Below are 16,880 nucleotides of genomic sequence, written 5' to 3' on the forward strand. Positions count from 1 at the left end.
TATATACAGTTTATCGTATAGAGCGATTGATGCTAGATAACGCTGCTATATCGCATTTGATGCATGGGTTGAGACAGGTACTGGTCGAAACTCATGCATATGTTCCTTACGAGTAGACGGCCTTTACTATGTATAGTTAGCTTGTCATCGTCATTGCTTACTAGAGCATCGTTCACAAAGGTCTCTAGGGTCGATAGGCTTTGTTTAAAATAATAATTAAAGTCGATGTTATGTTTTTCGGAAAAGGCTTGTTTATCGATTTCAAAATTACACATGAGTTGAAGTATTAAATCCCGCCTGATTTGGTCATCAGTGCTTAATACTACGCCTTTTGCAATTGGACGATTATTTTTGTCTAGGGCTGCATAATAGTCATTTAGGTGCTTCTCATTTTGAAAGTACACCTTATCAATACTACTAATTGAGGAAACGCCTAACCCCAATAGTGCTGATCTACCCTGCGTAGAATACCCTTGAAAATTTCGGTGCAATAATTTTTCGCGTTGGACAACACTCAGTTCGTCGCTTGGCTTTGCAAAGTGGTCCATACCAATAAAGTCATATCCTGATTGCGTTAAGACATTTATGGCCAGTGTAAACAACGCAAACTTTTCTTCACTCGATGGTAACCATTCATTCTTAATCTTGCGTTGTGCGGCAAACATGTTTGGCATATGGGCATAAGAGAACAAAGATATTCTCTCCGGATCCATGTTTTTGACGGCATTAAGCGTGTTTGAAAAGGTTTCATGCGTTTGCATCGGTAAACCATAGATGACATCTACATTTATGGATTTATAGCCAAACATACGAGCGGCTTTGATTAAGTTTGCAATGTGTAATGTGCTCTGTGTGCGATTTATTTTTCTTTGAACGCGTTTATCTGTGTCTTGAAGACCAATGCTTAAACGGTTAAAACCAAGTTTGGCAGCAGCTTTGAGATAGTGTTGATCGGCTGTTCTTGGGTCTATTTCAATGCTTAGTTGTGCATCATTAGCGAAATTAAATGCCTGCTTTAATGAGGCAATTAGCCTTGAAAGCTGTTCAACGCTTAAGAAGTTTGGTGTTCCGCCGCCTAAATGTAAATCGGCTACCACTAATTTTTCATAGCTGTTCGCGACTAAGTCTATTTCTTTTTCAAGGTATTCAATGTAACGGTCTGCTTTATCTTGTTGGCGAGTGACAATTTTGTTGCACCCGCAGTAATAACATAAAGTATTACAGAATGGGATGTGGACGTATAAAGAAAGCTGTTTTGATGATGCGTCAACCAATAGATTGTTGTTGGCGTCATCAATATCATTTGTAGATATATCTGGGTGGAATGATACAGCTGTAGGGTATGACGTATAGCGCGGTCCAGACACATTGTACTTTTGTAGCACTGCCTTTTCTAAAAAGTCTAAGGTTTGTGGTTGCTTATTAGTCGTTGGCTTTGGGGGGATTATGGTGTTATGAACATCCCTGATATACATTATATTACTTAAGACCTTATCACTGCGTATTGAAGTAATTATCTAATAAAGTAATGATACGTTTTTTGATCTTAAACAATGTTTTTCTTTGCAGTAGTGGAAATTATTCAGAAAGTAAAAAAGTGACCCCGGGGAGGGGTCACAAAATGGCAAAGATGCCTTTGCCTACCATGTTGAACTTTATATCAACTGGTGATAATAGGGTATTCTTACAGGCGTTCTTGTAAAACCTGAGATACTGGGTTATCAGTTAAGCCGTTGTCGGTTATCCAGGTCAGTAGAACAACACCGTCTTGTTCTGGTTGAGATAAAAGCTTTTTTGGCATCTTCTTAACCAATAGGGTGCCAGCTTCTGTGGCATTATTCTCGATCGCAAGCTTGATTAAAGATTTTCCACCACAGGTAATCCCGCTGTAATAATCTTTGAGCTTTAATTTAAAATTACTTCTTACGTTCTTCATTTTCTTTCTAAGTTCTGCTTTATCGTCGGTTTTCACGATTTCGCAGATGTTCGCTAATGCACTTTGTAATTCCGCATTTGCGCCGCCAGAAAACATAACTACCGCCGCGAATACAGAAGAGATAAGTATTTTTTTCAACATGATACAGTCCTCTTTGGTTAACACTCTCAGGACAAATGTTACTCAATAAAATTATTTGTAATAGATACTTTGGTGATACTTTGGTATCAAATTGAATACTAAATAAATGAGTTTAATATTTCTAGAACTTTTCTCAGATTGAATATAATTGTTATAAAAATTAGATGGTTAACGTTTTTATAAGGATTTTAAATTGAAAAAGCGCTGTTTTATGCAAGCTTATTGATTCATTGCATAAAACAGCGCTTTTTTGCAAAAAAGAAGTAGAAAAAGCGGTTCTTACGAATATGACTACCTTATAGACGTTCGCTCACAACTTGCGCAATTGGGCTTGAATCTAAGCCCTTTTGGGCAATCCAATCACTAAGTTTTATACCGTCGACTTCGGGCTTGTTTAGTTTGGATTTAGGCATTTTTTTGACCAACAACGTACCGGTATTTAACGCTTCACTTAGCAATGCCGTGCGAATGAGGCTATTACCATTGCATGATATACCTTCATAGTAGTCGCCGAGCTTTAACTTGAAGTCGTTTCTTACGCTCTTCATTTTTTTTCGTAGCTCAGATTTATCATCTGTTTTAACAATATTGCATATGTTGGCTAGTGCTGCTTCGATACTTGCGTTAGCTGAAAAGCTCATTGACGAAGCGACGCAAAATAATGTACTAAAAACTATTGTTTTTCCTTTCATATGACTCTCCATAAAATTTTGAGGGACAACATGGCGTTGTTGGGGAGGGAGTCTAAATGTTTTGGTTTTTCGGTCAATTATCGAAAAAATAATTTAGTATTAAAAAAAATACCTAAAGTGTGCAGTTAGCAATTACGCGTCAGGGTTGTATATTTTAGCAACGTCTATGATTTGTTCTCTCATCCATTGGTGGGCAGCGTCTAGATCAGCACTTACATGCCAATATAAACAATAATCCACATTAGGTATTTTGACGGGCAGCTCATACATTGCTAAATCATAGTGTTTTGCCAAGTGATAAGGCATACAAGCTATCAAATCAGTTTTTACTAGCGTGCTAGGTACGGTCAAAAAGTGTTGACCACGCATAACGACATTTCTTTTTTTTCCTATTTTGTCTAATTCAAAATCTATTGGGCCTGCACCAGATTTTCTATGTGCAACATTAAAGTGAGGCAGCGATAAAAAGATATCAAGAGACATACCTTCACGAAGCGCAGGGTGATCTTTACGAGAAACCGCAACGAAGCGGTCAGACGCAATTTTTTGTTTATTTAAATGTGGGTCTGAAAAAGTAGAGGCATCTACAAAAAAATCCAAACTGCCATTTGCCATTGCCGAAACAACTTCATGGCGACTAATTTCATAGTTAGTTAAGGACACGCCAGGTGCAACCGTTTGTAATTTTGCAATTAGGCGCGGCATGATACTGACTTCAAGTAAGTCGCGACTCGAAAAATTAAATGACTTGGAAGAGTTTGCAGCATCAAAGACATGGCTCTGCTGCACACTCGTGCGCAAAAGTGCAAGTGCTTGACGCGCTGGGCCAATAATATTTTGCGCAGCAGGTGTGGGCGTCATTGAGTGACCAGTGCGCACAAATAAAGGATCATTCAACATTTCTCTTAGACGAGCAAGGGAATTACTTACCGCTGGTTGAGTGATGCATAAGACATCTGCGGCTTTAGTTAAGCTACCAGCGGTATAGATCGCATCAAAAACCGCAAATAGATTTAAATCTATTCTATGTAAATTCATCTGTCTATCCCTGTGGATTTAGGCACATATTTTTAAGCACTCTTCACTCTACGAATCTTGAAATGCCTACCTTACTTAAACACTCCAATCGAATATTCTATATGCTCTTTACACTTAGTAACAGGTTTTTAAAGTACAAGTGATATTGATTGAATATTAATTCTCGTGTTTGATTCGAATACTAAATCAGGTAATTTGCTAAATTATAGACCGATGATTCTTTCTTTACGTATTCAATTGTTTAGAAATATTTTCTCAAAAAGCAAGGTCATAATAAATGCACAGAAAGTATGAAAGATTCTTTACTATTGTCTTGTTAAGCATGTGATTCTAATTTCTAAGAAATACGTATTATATTCTTTTACTTAATTTGTCAGAGGGCACACGATGACTGAAAAAGCGAATAAAAGCGTGATTGAAAAACTAGACCAGAGTCAAATTGAAGCGCAATTGGACAAGCTCAATGAAAACACTGTTGGTAACCTTTGGGTGATTCAAGATGACAAACTGCATAAAACCTTTAAATTTAAAAGTTTTATTTGGGCTGTTGGCTGGATGAGCCAGATAGCAATTTGGTCAGAGAAGCTAAAACACCATCCTGAATGGTTTAACGTTTATAATAAGGTAACCGTCGATTTAATTACGCATGATGCGAACGGAATAACTAGCTTAGATTTCCAGTTGGCGGCGAAAATGGATGTTTATGCTCATTAAATTGTGTATAAATACTACATATCGTATGATAAACACGCGAACAGTCATTTTATCTATATTTTTATTGTTTTTTAGCTTGCGTGTCTAAAGTCCGTATGTATAATACGCATCACTTTCAGCGAACACGCAGAAATCACCAGTTCAGACGCGGGATGGAGCAGTCTGGTAGCTCGTCGGGCTCATAACCCGAAGGTCGTAGGTTCAAATCCTGCTCCCGCAACCACATAGAAAGACTCGTCAAAAATGGCGGGTCTTTTTTGTTTTTCAATGTACGGATTTTCGTTAAACTGATTTGCGAAGCTTCAGTGAACTTCCAGTTTAATAGCATCTCCATCTGTTATATGGCTGAATTCGGATCTTATCAATCAAACCCCTAACTCTTTCCTTCAACCCAGCATCAGCCGTTGCTTCAAGATACGATTTTCTGAGAACATCAATCTACGGGTTAGTATGTGGTGTCTTTAATCATAGTAACTCCTTTATACAATTTAGTGGCGTTGGTAAGCTAGAATAATTTATTTCCCAGCAGAGCAGAAAAATATAAACCCATTCCGAATACTGAATGGGCAACCAGACTTTTAAATTGAGTGATATGGGGATTTGGCAGCTTGGTTGCTGCTATTCCCATTCCGAAGCATGGTTGCATTAGACAAAACGGGAAAGCTACTGTTATCAGTCCTGCAGCAAGCGCTGGCGTTAAGCTGGGTGAATTAAGCCAGGCTACCCCAAAAACCAATAGCAGTGCTGCGGCAAAAATAATTCCAATAACATAGTGAGCTGTCCAACCGATGATCGATTCATTTGCAATTGGCGAGCTATTCACAATACCTTGATGCATCAGTTTGCCCCTAGGCATATGTCCAATCCAACGACCTACCATTGCAAAATTAAGACCTGAGACATTGAATGCAACTTTTAAGAAAAGCGTCCAGACATCCATAATCGCAGTTGCGCCAATACCGATATAAATTGCTGGTAAAATTAGGTTTAGTGGGTGTGATAGGTTTTCAAACATTGAGATTCCCTTTTTTTGTGCTTATATGTTCATAAAGGCTTGGTAACTTTGTTTCAGAATCTGCTATGCCATATTCTTCCGCCAAGGTAGGACATTGAATGTCTCTTCCGCTATTGAGTTCGGAAGCTTTGACGCCAGGTTCGACGACCTGTCCATCGCGGACTGTCATTTCTTCTACGCCCGCTGAACTGTAAAACAATAGCATTCTGGCTACTTTATTTGTGTTGTTACGAAACCCACGGGTAGCGCCGGGAGGACACGAAATAAAATCTTCTTTGTTTGCGGTGATTGACTTGTCCGGCAAGTAAAAAGTGACTTCTCCTTCCAAGATGAAGAAAGCCTCATCCTCACGAGTATGGGTGTGATAAGGCGCACCTTGTCCGGGTTTAAGTACCGTCTCCATCAATGAAAATCGGTTGTCAGTATCTTTTCCTTCGGCAATGATTCTGTAGAGATTGCCAGCGGATACAACATAGGTTCCTTCACTTTTTTTCAATTCAATAATGGGAGTCTTTGCATTCATGTTTTGCCTCAAATCGTTAACAGTTGTTCTTTGATCTAATCCATGCTACAACTTCAAGTTAACTTTAAGTCAAGGTTTTTTTTAGGAGTTCCAATGCTCGATATTGGGGAAGTGGCAAAATTGTCAGGTCTTCCAACGTCAACACTTAGGTTTTATGAGGAAAAAAGGCTTATTCAGTCTGTGGGAAGAAATGGGCTACGTAGGCTTTTTGATCACAAGGTAGTTGAACAATTAGAGTTCGTGGCGTTGGGGCGTACAGCGGGATTTTCCCTTGAAGATATCGTCGCGATGTTTTCTGCTAATGGTCAATACCACGTGAATAGAGATTTGCTTAGAGTCAAGGCGGATGAGCTAGAAATCCAGGCAAAACGAATGATGGCTATCAGCAATGGATTGAGGCATGCGGCTGATTGTTCTGCCCCTAGCCATAGTGAGTGTCCTAAGTTTCAGAAACTTTTGCGTGTGGCTGGCAGACAACAGCATAAAAACAGAAGCCGATCCGCATCATAGCTTTGATCCTATATTATGTCGTTCTAATGAGCTAGCCTTTTGTTGATCATAGTCTTTTATATGCGGCATAACGCATATAAGTTCTTGTCGTTCAATGCTCTTGTCTGTAACTATGCATTTATCAAAAAAATATTGACCAATGATGATTTAATTTATAGTATAGCCAAATGGCTATACAATATAATACATCATTAGACCGCACTTTCCACGCCCTAGGTGATGGGACGCGCCGTAAAATTCTTTCGATACTTGCCGGCCAGGGTGCAAGTACCGCTAGCGAATTACTTGCTCCCTTTGATGTGGCGCAGCCAACCATATCCAAGCACTTAAAGGTGCTGGAAAAGGCGGGTTTGGTAAGGCGTGAAGTCGAAGGTCGAATACACCGTTTTGAGCTGGTGACAAACCCTATGGATGAAGCTGAAAGCTGGATATCACGACACAAGCAATTTTGGGAAGGCACATTAAGTCGCTTGGATACCTTTGTTGATCAGCTCGAGAAGCCCAGCAACAAGCAGGAGAAAAACGAATGAGTAGCTTGTTGCATTCGGTGAAGGTTCGACGCTTGATTAAAGCCAACCGAAAACGTGTGTTTGCGGCATTTTCGAATGCTGAAGCGCTTGCTCAGTGGTTTTCGCCAAGCGTTGATATTGCCATTGATGTACAAGTATTTGAGTTTGTCCCAAAAGGCCAATTCCGTGTGCGCTACACCATGCCAGATGGGAATCAACCTATTGTTGGCGGGGTATATGAAGTGATTGATGAACCCAATCAGATTGTTTTTACCTGGGTATGGGAAGCGCCTGACCCACATGCCGATATTCCTACGCGTGTTTTTGTGGAGTTCATAGATCGTGGTGAAGAGACAGAGGTGTTATTAACCCATGACAAGTTGCCTAAAGAGGCTTGCGAGCGCCATATTGCTGGATGGGAAAGCACCTTTGACCGAATTGTCCTCTATCTATCAGCTACGGAGGCAAGGCCATGAACAATGAGAGTGTCTGCCCTTTATTGGGCTTTTCTCCATTATTTCATAGCACGTTATTTGCCTGTGGTCAGCGGGTTGGCTACTCAACCATTATTTATTTTAAAGAGTTATTATGAAACCTTATGACGCTCGGCCTTATTGTTCGACATGAATTCCCGTCTTTGCCGACGCCTTCGATCTTGGCCCGACGGATAATTGTACAAATGTCCTTCGATGGGCGAATTCGATGAGAGGTCGGCCAAGCTAGGAAGTACAAACGTTAACCAAACTATCAAGGAGACTAAACCATGACTGCATTAACCCAAGAACGGCAAACAACACTCGATACCTTTTATAGGGGCGCAGCAATGAAAAACGTTGCCCAAATCAGGTCAGCGCTAACAGATGATTTTACATTTACCAGCCCCATAGGTAACCACGACAATCCCGACGCATTTGCTGAGTCACTATTAAATTTTGATGGTTCGGTCTCTGATTCCAGAATGATTGCTGAGGGCAACAATCTCGTGCATCTGTTTACCCTCGATATTGGTAGAAAAATTCCCATGTGCGATGTGATTGAGTTTAGTGGCGACAAAATATCGTCAATGATGACGTATACGGATTCAAAGCAATTCGAGTTGAACGAGCAACATTAAGTGCCTAATTAAGCGTTTACAGGCTCAGACAAACTGTCGTGGTTGAATTCGCCGGACACCTCAAGAAAGAATAAACGCCTAACTTGAGGTGAACAATCATTAAAAGTCAAAACGCGCTAGAGCGTTTTCAAATAGTCACTAAACTCCTTTCCGGCTTCTCTTGAGAATATTGCCCCAGTGCAATCCACTGATTGCAATCGATCTACACGTAAATTACGAAAAGCCTCGCGTTCTTCACACCAAGCCGTTAACACCCAAACAAGATCAAAGGCCGTTAATCCAAGCGGGCGGATAACTCTCGTACTGCTTCTTCCTTTAAGGTCGAGATAAGTAATCTCCAGTTTTTTGCGCTCTCGTAGAGCTGCACGCAGAGCGCTGAGATGAGGAAGGGGGACTTTCTCTTCTGATTGGGTGGAATACGCTAGTAAAGACTGCTCTTGAAGATTGTGCCGCCCATCAGGCAGCACAGCATTGATTTTTCCTATAGCTCTTTGTGCCGCACCCGCTAAAGGCAAATCGCCACGGGCTGCAACCATTCTCATGCCCAGAATAAACGCATCAAATTCATCGGGATCAAAGTGTATCGGCGGCAGAAAGTAGCCTTTTTCGATTTGGTATCCGATACCCCCTTCACCACGAATTGGCGCACCCATGTCTTGCAGGGTCACCATATCTCTATAGATGGTGCGCATTGAAACCCCGAGTGTTTCGGCCATTAATTCTGCCGAAATAGGAGTCCTTCGGGAGCGAAGAAGGTCGAGGATAGAGAACAATCTTAAGGTACGCATACTCAACCCTGACATAAAATGACAGGGTAGTCCAGTATAGTTAGATGAAACAAACTAAATTGGAGTCTAAAACATGGAAACTAATGCTAGTAATACGTCAATGATGGGATTTGCCCGATATAAGAAGCGCGAGGGGGTGGAGGTGGAGACCCTGATTCAGGCTTGCATGAAGTGGCGTAGCCAGTTTTTAGAGCATCAAGAGGGCATTATTAAGCATTATTTTTTGGGGAACCTTAAAGGTGAATTTGCCGATGCGATCTTTGCAAGGGATCAAGCTGCCTACCAAAACATGGCGCAGCGCTACCCCGAAAACGGAAGCTCTAAAACCTTGATGACATTATTAGAGCCCGGCAGTATTCGTTTAGCGCCAACGACAATTCTTAAGGATAGCGTTAATATAGAAACAGATTTTTCTTGTATTGAATTTGGCACCTTTCAACCCAAGAAGGAGGCTAATTTTTCTGAAGATCAACTATTAGCGGTTTCGAAAAAAATCGAAGATGATTATCTTGCTCAACAGCCTGAAACACGCGAGCATTTTATTGGCAAAGTCGACAAGGCGACGTATGCCGAGGTAGCCTTTGTAAAGACCCTTGGAGCTGCAAGAAAAATTTGTCATAACTACGTCAACGTCCCGATTTGCGGCGAGATGTTGACAATGTTCGACTCCGAAACAGTCGATGTAGATTTTTGGTATTTGCTGGCGTAAAGTACATGACTGAACCATTTAAAAACAAATATAATGCGGAGGTGATTGCTATAATGGGTGATCACCTTAAACGCGTATGGCCCGAGTTTGATACCATTGGTTTTGGCAATATGTGCCGAGACGGATTGGAAGCCCTTGAACTTAAAGAACGCATTGCACGCATTTCAGAAGCACTGAATGAGTTTTTACCTCAAGATGATTTTGATTTCGCTGTATCCGTTATGCAGGAAAGCCTTGCACCTTATGGTGCAGATTGGGAGCAGGGCGTTACTGGATGGGGTACCCTGCCATTTAACCATTACGCTTCCACATACGGGTTGAAGCATTTTGATACATCAATGGCTTTTTTCAGAGAAACCACCTCACATTTTAGCGCCGAATTTGATATTCGTTTTTTCCTTCTACATTATCCAAAGTGCACGCTTGAGCTTTTACATAAATGGGTCAACGATCCAAATTATCATGTGCGTCGTCTAGTGTCCGAAGGCACGCGACCGCGTTTACCATGGGCGATGAAGTTACAGCCCTTTATCGATGACCCATCGCCTATCTTGCCATTGCTCGAAACCTTAAGGGATGATCAGGAAGGATATGTACGCCGTTCGGTTGCCAACAACCTTAATGACATTGCGAAGGATCATCCTGACCTGGTGGCGAGCATTGCCAAAGAGTGGCTGAAAGGCGCAGATAAAAATAGAGAAAGTTTAGTTAAACACGCTTGTCGCACGCTGATTAAAAAAGGGCATAAGCCGACATTGGAGGCTTTGGGTTATGCTGATCCAGAGGTTGTTTTGGAGGTACTGAGCATAAAAACGCCGAAGGTGGAGTTTGGTGGTGCGCTGGTATTTGAAGTGACTTTACATTCTAAATCAGGAAAACCGCAAAACCTCATCATTGATTATGCCATTCACCACCGCAAAGCTAATGGCAGCGCGTTGCCGAAAGTGTTTAAGTGGAAAAATATGGCGCTTAAGGCAAATGATGTTTTAAGTGCCGCTAAAAAACATGTCATCAAACCCATTACAACACGCACCTATTATAACGGAACACATTCGGTAGAAATTTTCGTGAATGGTGTATCGTTGGGCAAGCAAGACTTTGAATTGCACGGGATATAAATGAATGGATGAACGCATTAGACAGTTTTTGGATGAAGTGAAGCCCATCTGGTTAGAACGGTTTCAAAATTCTTCATTCCCTTATTGCCATAGATATTGGCGCTGCTAAACGCCTTCTCGTTAAATATGGCTATTTCTGTAATTCACTAATAACCGCGACATTATTATGCAAGGTTTTGTGAACAGGGCATTTATCTGCGATTTCTAAAAAACGCACTTCTTGTTTTGCATCTAAAGTGCCTACATAGCTTATCTTGCGGATTATTGCCTCTATACCTTGTTGAACTTCGCAATTATCGCAGTCGGCGTTGTAATCTCTAGTATGGCTTAGTTCCACTTTTATATGCTCAATAGGCAACTTTTTACGCTCGGCGTAAAGCCTTAAGGTCATCGAAGTACAAGCCCCTAATCCAGCGAGCAAATGTTCGTAAGGATCTGGCCCCGCATTGTTACCACCTACTTTTTTAGGTTCATCTGCCAACCAATAGTGGCTGTTTGTACTAATGTGTTGCATAAATTTATGATCTTTTTCTTCGACTAATACATGACCTGAAGAAACACTCGCACTGTAGGCGTTACTGTCACTTGATATGTAACGATTTGCCCATGCTGAAATTACTTCTGCCACATATTCAGCATCGTCCTTATTGCTCAGTAGGTGATCTGCATTGTCAAGGCTGATAAAGCTCTTGGGATGCTTGGCTGCTTGGTAGATTTTTTCTGCTTCACTAATGTTGACGATACTGTCTACGGGAGAGTGCATTACCATTAAGGCCTTTTTTAACTTTCCAATATGCTCAGTGCCATAGCTGTTTATATCGTCTAAAAACTGTTTTTGTATGGTAAATTTGCGCCCTGCAAGGCTAACATCAGCTTTACCTTTTGCTTCTATGTCATCTAGGTGCGAGGCGAAGTTGTGCGCAACGTGAGCCGCGTCTGATGGTGAACCTATAGTGACTAGTGCTTTAGATTCAGGCACTTGCTGAGCTACACCTAACACCGCTGCCCCACCTAAGCTATGACCAATAATGAGTTTAGGTGCATGATACTCTTGACGTAGGAAGTCAGCGGCGGCCACCAAATCTTGTACGTTAGATGAAAAATTTGTGTTGGCAAAATCACCATCACTATTCCCTAAACCAGTAAAATCGAAACGCAATACCGCTATTCCTTTTGCCGTCATTGCCCGGCTTATTCTTGATGCCGCGGCTACGTCTTTGCCGCAGGTAAAGCAATGCGCAAAAAGAGCAAAGAACCGTATATTATCTTCTGGCGTTTCAAGTAACCCGCTTAAGGTATTTTCGCCGCTTTTAAATTCTATTTTTTGTCGCATTAGGTGGTCCTAAAAAATATTTTTGTTAGTTTAACCCTAAAATAAAAGAGCAGCGAAAAAGTCTGCTCTTTTTTCTCAATGACTATGCACCGGGTCCGCAATCTATACAATGTAATGGCGGTTGAGGCCCTCGTCCCATTGCTTGAAGTAAGCTACGCAGTGCACTTCTCAACCCTTCTTCAATTACCGGGTGGTAGAAGGGCATCTGTAATATATCTTCAACTGTCATGCGCATTTGGATTGTCCATGCCAGTAGATGAGCCAAATGTTCGTGGCTAGGGCCAATCATTTCGCCTCCTAATAGTGCACCAGTTTCTGTATCGCCGTATAGTCTCATAAACCCCTTGTTTACAAGCATTACGCGAGATCGCCCTTGGTTTTCAAAGCTGACACTACCAACGGCAAAGTCAATGCCTTTTTCAGTAAGTTGATTAAATGATTTACCAACAGTCGCAATTTGTGGATCAGAGAAAACAACACCAAGTACGGTTTTACGAGAACGATGTATAACATTGGGGTAGCGACCGGCATTTTCTCCCGCTAGTCGACCTTCATCCGATGCTTCGTGTAATAGGGGGATGTCAGCATTTGCATCGCCAGCAATAAAAATATGGCTGTCGCTACATTGCATGGACAATGGATTATACACTGGTATACCACGCTCGCTTAGCTTAAGTGTCGTGTTTTCTAAGCCAATATTATCAACATTTGCACGCCGTCCCGTCGCGGCAAGCAAATAGTCAAAGACTTCAGTTTGTTCTTCAGCGTCAGGTGTCGCTTTAAAGGTAATTTGTACGCCTGTTTCGACCCGCTGTATCTTGTTAACTTGCCCGTTACTATGAAAAGGAAATTCAGCCTTAAAAGTCTTTAGGGCATAGTCGCGAACTTCTGGATCTGACAAAGGTCCGACCGCATCTCTTGCGCCAAACAAATGCACCTTCACACCTAACCTATGAAGTGTTTGCCCTAGCTCTAAACCAATTACGCCAGCGCCAAAAACGGCTACTGATTTGGGTAAATCTTGCCAACTAAAGACATCGTCATTGGTAATGAGCCTATCTTCAGCCTCATTAAATATTGCTGGAATGTTAGGGCGCGAACCTGTTGCAATAATAATACGACCAGCGGTTATCAAGTCGCCGTTTGAAAGCGTTAAAGTATTATCATCTACAAACTCTGCGTAAGCCTGAATCTTATGTTTTGGATCGAAATCGTTGATATCTTCCTTTACAAAACCAACAAAACGATCTCTTTCTTCTCTCACGCGCTTCATTATGGCAATACCATCGACGTCTGGAACTGTACCTTTTAAGCCAAACTTAGAAAAATATTCAGCACGATGTCGTGCTTCTGCTGGCGCGATGAGCAGCTTTGATGGCATACAACCTACTCTTGCACAGGTCGTTCCATATTCTCCGCCTTCGATTAAGGCTATACTGTCAGTTGACTTACGAGCTTCCCTGTACGCCCCCATGCCTGATGTGCCTGTGCCAATGATGGCGATATCAACGTGTCGAGACATTCCACTCATAATTGTGTCCTTATATTTGTTTGTTTTTTGATAGGTTTAACATGTCAATTGACAAGGAAATCACCGACTTTCCGGTTATTTTAGATTCAAGAAATAGTTGAATAACTCCATAAAACAGCAATAACAAAGATATAAAGTTAATGCTAAAAACCAGACCTTTAACAACTACCGATGCTTGAACAGCAACAATTGTTTGAGTCGCGAGTAGGTCTATAATTAATGAGCCAATAAGTGCTAACAAAGAAAGGTTTAACAGCCTCAAGCCTTTGCATAGGTAAGATACTCTAGCGCTTAACAACTGGTAACTTTTTAACGATTCCAAATCTGACGGTAACGCCTTTATCAACTCAGTGAGGGCTGCTCTTACATTACCTAATCGCATGGTCGTTGATAAGATGAGTAATGCTATACCTGGTACCATTACTGAAGACAAAATGTTAGACAGCATGATTGTTTGACTCCGGAAATTTCTCCGATAGTGGAATAGAACGACCGTTGTCTTCTGATACAACTCTCGCGTGATGCCTTTTTAATTCGCGTGGTTCTTTAACACCACAGGCGTGAGCAATAATGCCCACTTCGTAATTCATGTTTTTTGCGTAGTCAGCAACGCGCGTCGCTTTATCTTTAGGCACTAAGCCTCTCTGCAATTTTTTATTGTGCGTAGTAATTCCAGTAGGGCAGGTGTTTTTATTGCATTGTAAGGCTTGTATGCATCCAAGTGCGAACATAAACCCACGCGCAGAAACAACAAAATCAGCGCCCATACTCATTGCCCAAGCTACGCCAGATGGCGTGATCATTTTGCCAGATGCAATTACCTTGATTCTCTGTCTTAAGTTGCATTCGTTTAGTTTATCGACTACCCAAGGTAAGCTTTCACGAATCGGTAAACCCATGTAATCCATTAGACTTTGAGGCGCAGCGCCTGTGCCACCATCTGCACTGTCAATGGTAATAAAGTCTGGTGCAGCGGAAACACCTCGTCGGTTTATTTCGTCGAATAATGTTTCGAAGAAATGTTCAGCACCTACTACCGTTTTAAAACCGACAGGCTTACCTGTTACCTTGCGAATATGACTAATCATGTCGAGTAAGTCGCCTTCGTTTCGAATGTCTGGGTGACCGTTAGGGCTAATAGAATCTTGTCCCACGGAAATGCCACGGATTTCCGCTATTTCTGCTGATACCTTTTCACCTGGGAGTATTCCACCTTTGCCAGGTTTGGCACCTTGGCTCATTTTTATCTCAAACATTTTTACTTGAGGGTATGCAGCCAATTCCTTTAGTCGATGATCACATAACTCACCTTGTTCATTGCGTACGCCGTATTTTGCGGTACCAATTTGTACTACTAAATCAGCTCCACCCTCAAGGTGGTGAGGAGAGCAACCGCCTTCTCCAGTATTCATCCAGCAACCTGCTTTAGCTGCACCTTTCGACAATGCGAGTACGGCAGGTTTTGACAATGCGCCATAACTCATGCCTGAGATGTTAAAGATGGAACTGGTTATATAAGGTGTTTCACAGTAAAGTTCACCTATAGCAACGTTGCCGGTAGGCGCAATGTCTTCACTCAATGTCGGAAACGGACAATTGACAAACAAAATTTCGCCAGTAGGTGACAAATTTCTGGTCGAGCCAAACGCTACCGTTGAATCAACATTTTTTGCGGCACGGTAAACCCAAGAACGCTCAGCACGGTTAAATGGCATTTCTTCACGATCCATTGCAAAGAAATACTGGCGAAAAAATTCACCGTAGTGTTCAAACAGATAACGAAAACGCCCGACAACTGGAAAGTTTCGTCTTACTGTTTGGCTAGTTTGAGTTTTATCAATGATGTATAGGCTGACCAACAATAATAACAAACAGCCAAGCACAAATATAAAGAGCAAGGCTCCCCATTCAATAATTTGTAAGCCGATTCCTGACAATGAGTTCATTCAATATTTCTCTTAAATTTAGCGCCATCCGCTGGCTAGAATTTTTTATAATGTCCATAAACAATGCGTTAAACGCTGAGTAAAGGATCTATAAGCGCTTGCCAATCCTCTAGTGACGACTGATGACTAAGGGGCGCATTATTTGAATTGTTAATGAATATGGTTGGTGTTCCCCATACCGATTTAGTTGCTGAGTAACGAATAGGTGTGCGCGCAAGCTCATAAACGTCACTGGCCGCCATTTGCTGAATAAATGTTTCTTTGTCTACGCCGGCAAAATCGTGAGCCGTCGCGGCAACCAATTGCTTAAGATCCTCGTGTGTCTTATGCAAAAAGACATTGTTGTAAAACAAGGATTGGCGTTCATAGAGATAGGTAACAAAATCAAAATACTGCTGTGCATTTCCCTTAGCTAAAGCAAATATACCCAAGCTCATGTCCCAAGCTTGCCGATGATTACTTAATGTAATTAAGTGCAAGCGAATACTGAGTGATTCGTTTTTGTAATGTGCTAAAACATCAAGTATTTGAGGCCATATTGCCTTTGAATGTGGGCATTGAATGTCAACAAATAAGTCTATTTTTACATCTGCGTTTACCGCACCTAGCAGTACACCACTTTCTCTTTTTGGAATCGGAATTGTCATTTAAGTCAACCTCATTTTTTTATCGCGTTAGCGCTTTCGTTTAGGACCCAAATAGATGCAACTAACAGACCAAGGTCTTTTAATAGAAATTGTCCTGGTACCACGGATACCGCTAAACCGCCAACATCTGGTAAAAATACGCCTGGGGTAGTAAAGAAAAACGTACTGGTAACAATGAATGTTGCGGTAGCTAAGATCGCCCCTATGAATGAAAGTAAAGGGTCAATAAAGCGAAGTAATATGAGTACGGCTACAACAAGTTCGACAGCGCCAATTAGGTTTGAAGCGCCTTGCTGACCAAGTAATGGCAGTAAGAATGATACGAATGGACTATTGGCGATAAGCCCTTCAATTGCTGCAGCCTCATAGCTAGTAAATTTCATTAAGCCAAACCACGTAAAGATGATTGGTAACACAATATAGAAGCCTTTTTCTGCGATAGCGCTAACAACCGTTTCTACAGGTTTAGGTAAAAGTATTGACATGCTAGTAGTTTCCTTTTTATTTAGGCGATATAAAAACCGATATTCAGAGATAGACAATCCCTAACAAACTGAATGAAGGCATTTTATATGTGAATTTTTAAGATGTAGTGAATCTATCGTTGCGAATGCTT

At 41.4% G+C, this 16,880-nt stretch carries 20 protein-coding genes and 1 tRNA gene; 8 read left to right on the top strand and 13 right to left on the bottom strand.

The window, feature by feature from the left end; translation table 11 throughout:
- Positions 1-32: 32 nt before the first annotated feature.
- The 4 genes from hemN to QQK00_RS03445 all read right to left on the bottom strand — a co-directional run bounded on the left by hemN (position 33) and on the right by QQK00_RS03445 (position 3,807).
- A complete protein-coding gene (gene hemN, locus QQK00_RS03430) occupies positions 33-1,475 on the bottom strand; it encodes an oxygen-independent coproporphyrinogen III oxidase (protein ID WP_284216075.1) in 1,443 nt (480 codons plus the stop codon).
- A 209-nt stretch (positions 1,476-1,684) separates the two neighbouring features.
- Positions 1,685-2,077, bottom strand: a complete 393-nt coding sequence (locus tag QQK00_RS03435) for a DUF3718 domain-containing protein (RefSeq protein ID WP_284216076.1) — start codon at positions 2,075-2,077, stop codon at positions 1,685-1,687.
- 296 nt (positions 2,078-2,373) lie between these two features.
- Positions 2,374-2,769, bottom strand: coding sequence for a DUF3718 domain-containing protein (locus QQK00_RS03440; RefSeq protein ID WP_284216077.1), 396 nt, complete (start codon positions 2,767-2,769; stop codon positions 2,374-2,376).
- Between the two features lie 132 nt (positions 2,770-2,901).
- Complete coding sequence (locus QQK00_RS03445) at positions 2,902-3,807, bottom strand: LysR family transcriptional regulator (protein ID WP_284216078.1); 906 nt, start codon at positions 3,805-3,807, stop codon at positions 2,902-2,904.
- 387 nt (positions 3,808-4,194) lie between these two features.
- Between QQK00_RS03445 and QQK00_RS03450 the strand changes: the two genes are divergently transcribed.
- Entirely contained in the window at positions 4,195-4,521 is a 327-nt protein-coding gene (locus QQK00_RS03450) for a 4a-hydroxytetrahydrobiopterin dehydratase (RefSeq protein ID WP_284216079.1), read from the top strand.
- 146 nt (positions 4,522-4,667) lie between these two features.
- Positions 4,668-4,744, top strand: a tRNA-Met gene (locus QQK00_RS03455).
- 282 nt (positions 4,745-5,026) lie between these two features.
- Here QQK00_RS03455 and QQK00_RS03460 read toward each other — a convergent pair.
- Positions 5,027-5,536 carry a DUF2938 domain-containing protein gene (locus QQK00_RS03460; protein WP_284216080.1) on the bottom strand — a complete coding sequence of 170 codons (510 nt, stop codon included), beginning with the start codon at positions 5,534-5,536 and terminating at the stop codon, positions 5,027-5,029.
- A complete protein-coding gene (locus tag QQK00_RS03465; RefSeq protein ID WP_284216081.1) occupies positions 5,529-6,059 on the bottom strand; it encodes a cupin domain-containing protein in 531 nt (176 codons plus the stop codon). The genes QQK00_RS03460 and QQK00_RS03465 overlap by 8 nt, the downstream gene beginning before the upstream one ends.
- Positions 6,060-6,152: 93 nt before the next feature.
- On the opposite strand from QQK00_RS03465, the gene QQK00_RS03470 reads away from it, so the two are divergent.
- The 4 genes from QQK00_RS03470 to QQK00_RS03485 all read left to right on the top strand — a co-directional run bounded on the left by QQK00_RS03470 (position 6,153) and on the right by QQK00_RS03485 (position 8,192).
- Positions 6,153-6,569, top strand: a complete 417-nt coding sequence (locus QQK00_RS03470; RefSeq protein WP_284216082.1) for a helix-turn-helix domain-containing protein — start codon at positions 6,153-6,155, stop codon at positions 6,567-6,569.
- Positions 6,570-6,736: 167 nt separating this feature from the next.
- The gene (locus QQK00_RS03475) at positions 6,737-7,099 is read left to right on the top strand and encodes an ArsR/SmtB family transcription factor (protein WP_284216083.1); all 363 of its coding nucleotides are present in this window, start codon (positions 6,737-6,739) and stop codon (positions 7,097-7,099) included.
- A complete protein-coding gene (locus QQK00_RS03480; RefSeq protein ID WP_284216084.1) occupies positions 7,096-7,554 on the top strand; it encodes an SRPBCC family protein in 459 nt (152 codons plus the stop codon). The genes QQK00_RS03475 and QQK00_RS03480 overlap by 4 nt, the downstream gene beginning before the upstream one ends.
- Before the next feature lie 287 nt (positions 7,555-7,841).
- A complete protein-coding gene (locus QQK00_RS03485; RefSeq protein ID WP_284216085.1) occupies positions 7,842-8,192 on the top strand; it encodes a nuclear transport factor 2 family protein in 351 nt (116 codons plus the stop codon).
- A gap of 116 nt (positions 8,193-8,308) precedes the next feature.
- Here QQK00_RS03485 and QQK00_RS03490 read toward each other — a convergent pair whose 3' ends face one another.
- A complete protein-coding gene (locus QQK00_RS03490; RefSeq protein WP_348521136.1) occupies positions 8,309-8,995 on the bottom strand; it encodes a helix-turn-helix transcriptional regulator in 687 nt (228 codons plus the stop codon).
- A gap of 58 nt (positions 8,996-9,053) precedes the next feature.
- Between QQK00_RS03490 and QQK00_RS03495 the strand changes: the two genes are divergently transcribed.
- Both QQK00_RS03495 and QQK00_RS03500 read left to right on the top strand, forming a co-directional pair.
- Positions 9,054-9,689 (top strand): hypothetical protein, encoded by a 636-nt coding sequence (locus tag QQK00_RS03495; protein ID WP_284216087.1) that lies wholly within the window; start codon positions 9,054-9,056, stop codon positions 9,687-9,689.
- Between the two features lie 5 nt (positions 9,690-9,694).
- Positions 9,695-10,807 carry a DNA alkylation repair protein gene (locus tag QQK00_RS03500; RefSeq protein ID WP_284216088.1) on the top strand — a complete coding sequence of 371 codons (1,113 nt, stop codon included), beginning with the start codon at positions 9,695-9,697 and terminating at the stop codon, positions 10,805-10,807.
- A 130-nt stretch (positions 10,808-10,937) separates the two neighbouring features.
- Here QQK00_RS03500 and QQK00_RS03505 read toward each other — a convergent pair whose 3' ends face one another.
- From QQK00_RS03505 to QQK00_RS03530, 6 genes are all read right to left on the bottom strand, one after another.
- The gene (locus tag QQK00_RS03505; RefSeq protein WP_284216089.1) at positions 10,938-12,140 is read right to left on the bottom strand and encodes a bifunctional alpha/beta hydrolase/OsmC family protein; all 1,203 of its coding nucleotides are present in this window, start codon (positions 12,138-12,140) and stop codon (positions 10,938-10,940) included.
- An 82-nt stretch (positions 12,141-12,222) separates the two neighbouring features.
- Entirely contained in the window at positions 12,223-13,671 is a 1,449-nt protein-coding gene (locus QQK00_RS03510) for a dihydrolipoyl dehydrogenase (protein ID WP_431307719.1), read from the bottom strand.
- Positions 13,672-13,681: 10 nt separating this feature from the next.
- The gene (locus QQK00_RS03515; protein ID WP_284216090.1) at positions 13,682-14,119 is read right to left on the bottom strand and encodes a hypothetical protein; all 438 of its coding nucleotides are present in this window, start codon (positions 14,117-14,119) and stop codon (positions 13,682-13,684) included.
- Positions 14,109-15,617, bottom strand: a complete 1,509-nt coding sequence (locus QQK00_RS03520) for an FMN-binding glutamate synthase family protein (RefSeq protein WP_284216091.1) — start codon at positions 15,615-15,617, stop codon at positions 14,109-14,111. Before QQK00_RS03520 ends, QQK00_RS03515 begins: the two co-directional genes overlap by 11 nt.
- Before the next feature lie 68 nt (positions 15,618-15,685).
- A complete protein-coding gene (locus QQK00_RS03525; RefSeq protein ID WP_284216092.1) occupies positions 15,686-16,264 on the bottom strand; it encodes a DsbA family protein in 579 nt (192 codons plus the stop codon).
- Between the two features lie 11 nt (positions 16,265-16,275).
- Positions 16,276-16,749, bottom strand: a complete 474-nt coding sequence (locus QQK00_RS03530) for a YkgB family protein (protein WP_284216093.1) — start codon at positions 16,747-16,749, stop codon at positions 16,276-16,278.
- Positions 16,750-16,880 lie beyond the last annotated feature (131 nt).

This window comes from Agaribacter marinus (genome assembly GCF_030160655.1).
GTDB classification, from domain to species: Bacteria; Pseudomonadota; Gammaproteobacteria; order Enterobacterales; family Alteromonadaceae; genus Glaciecola; species Glaciecola marina.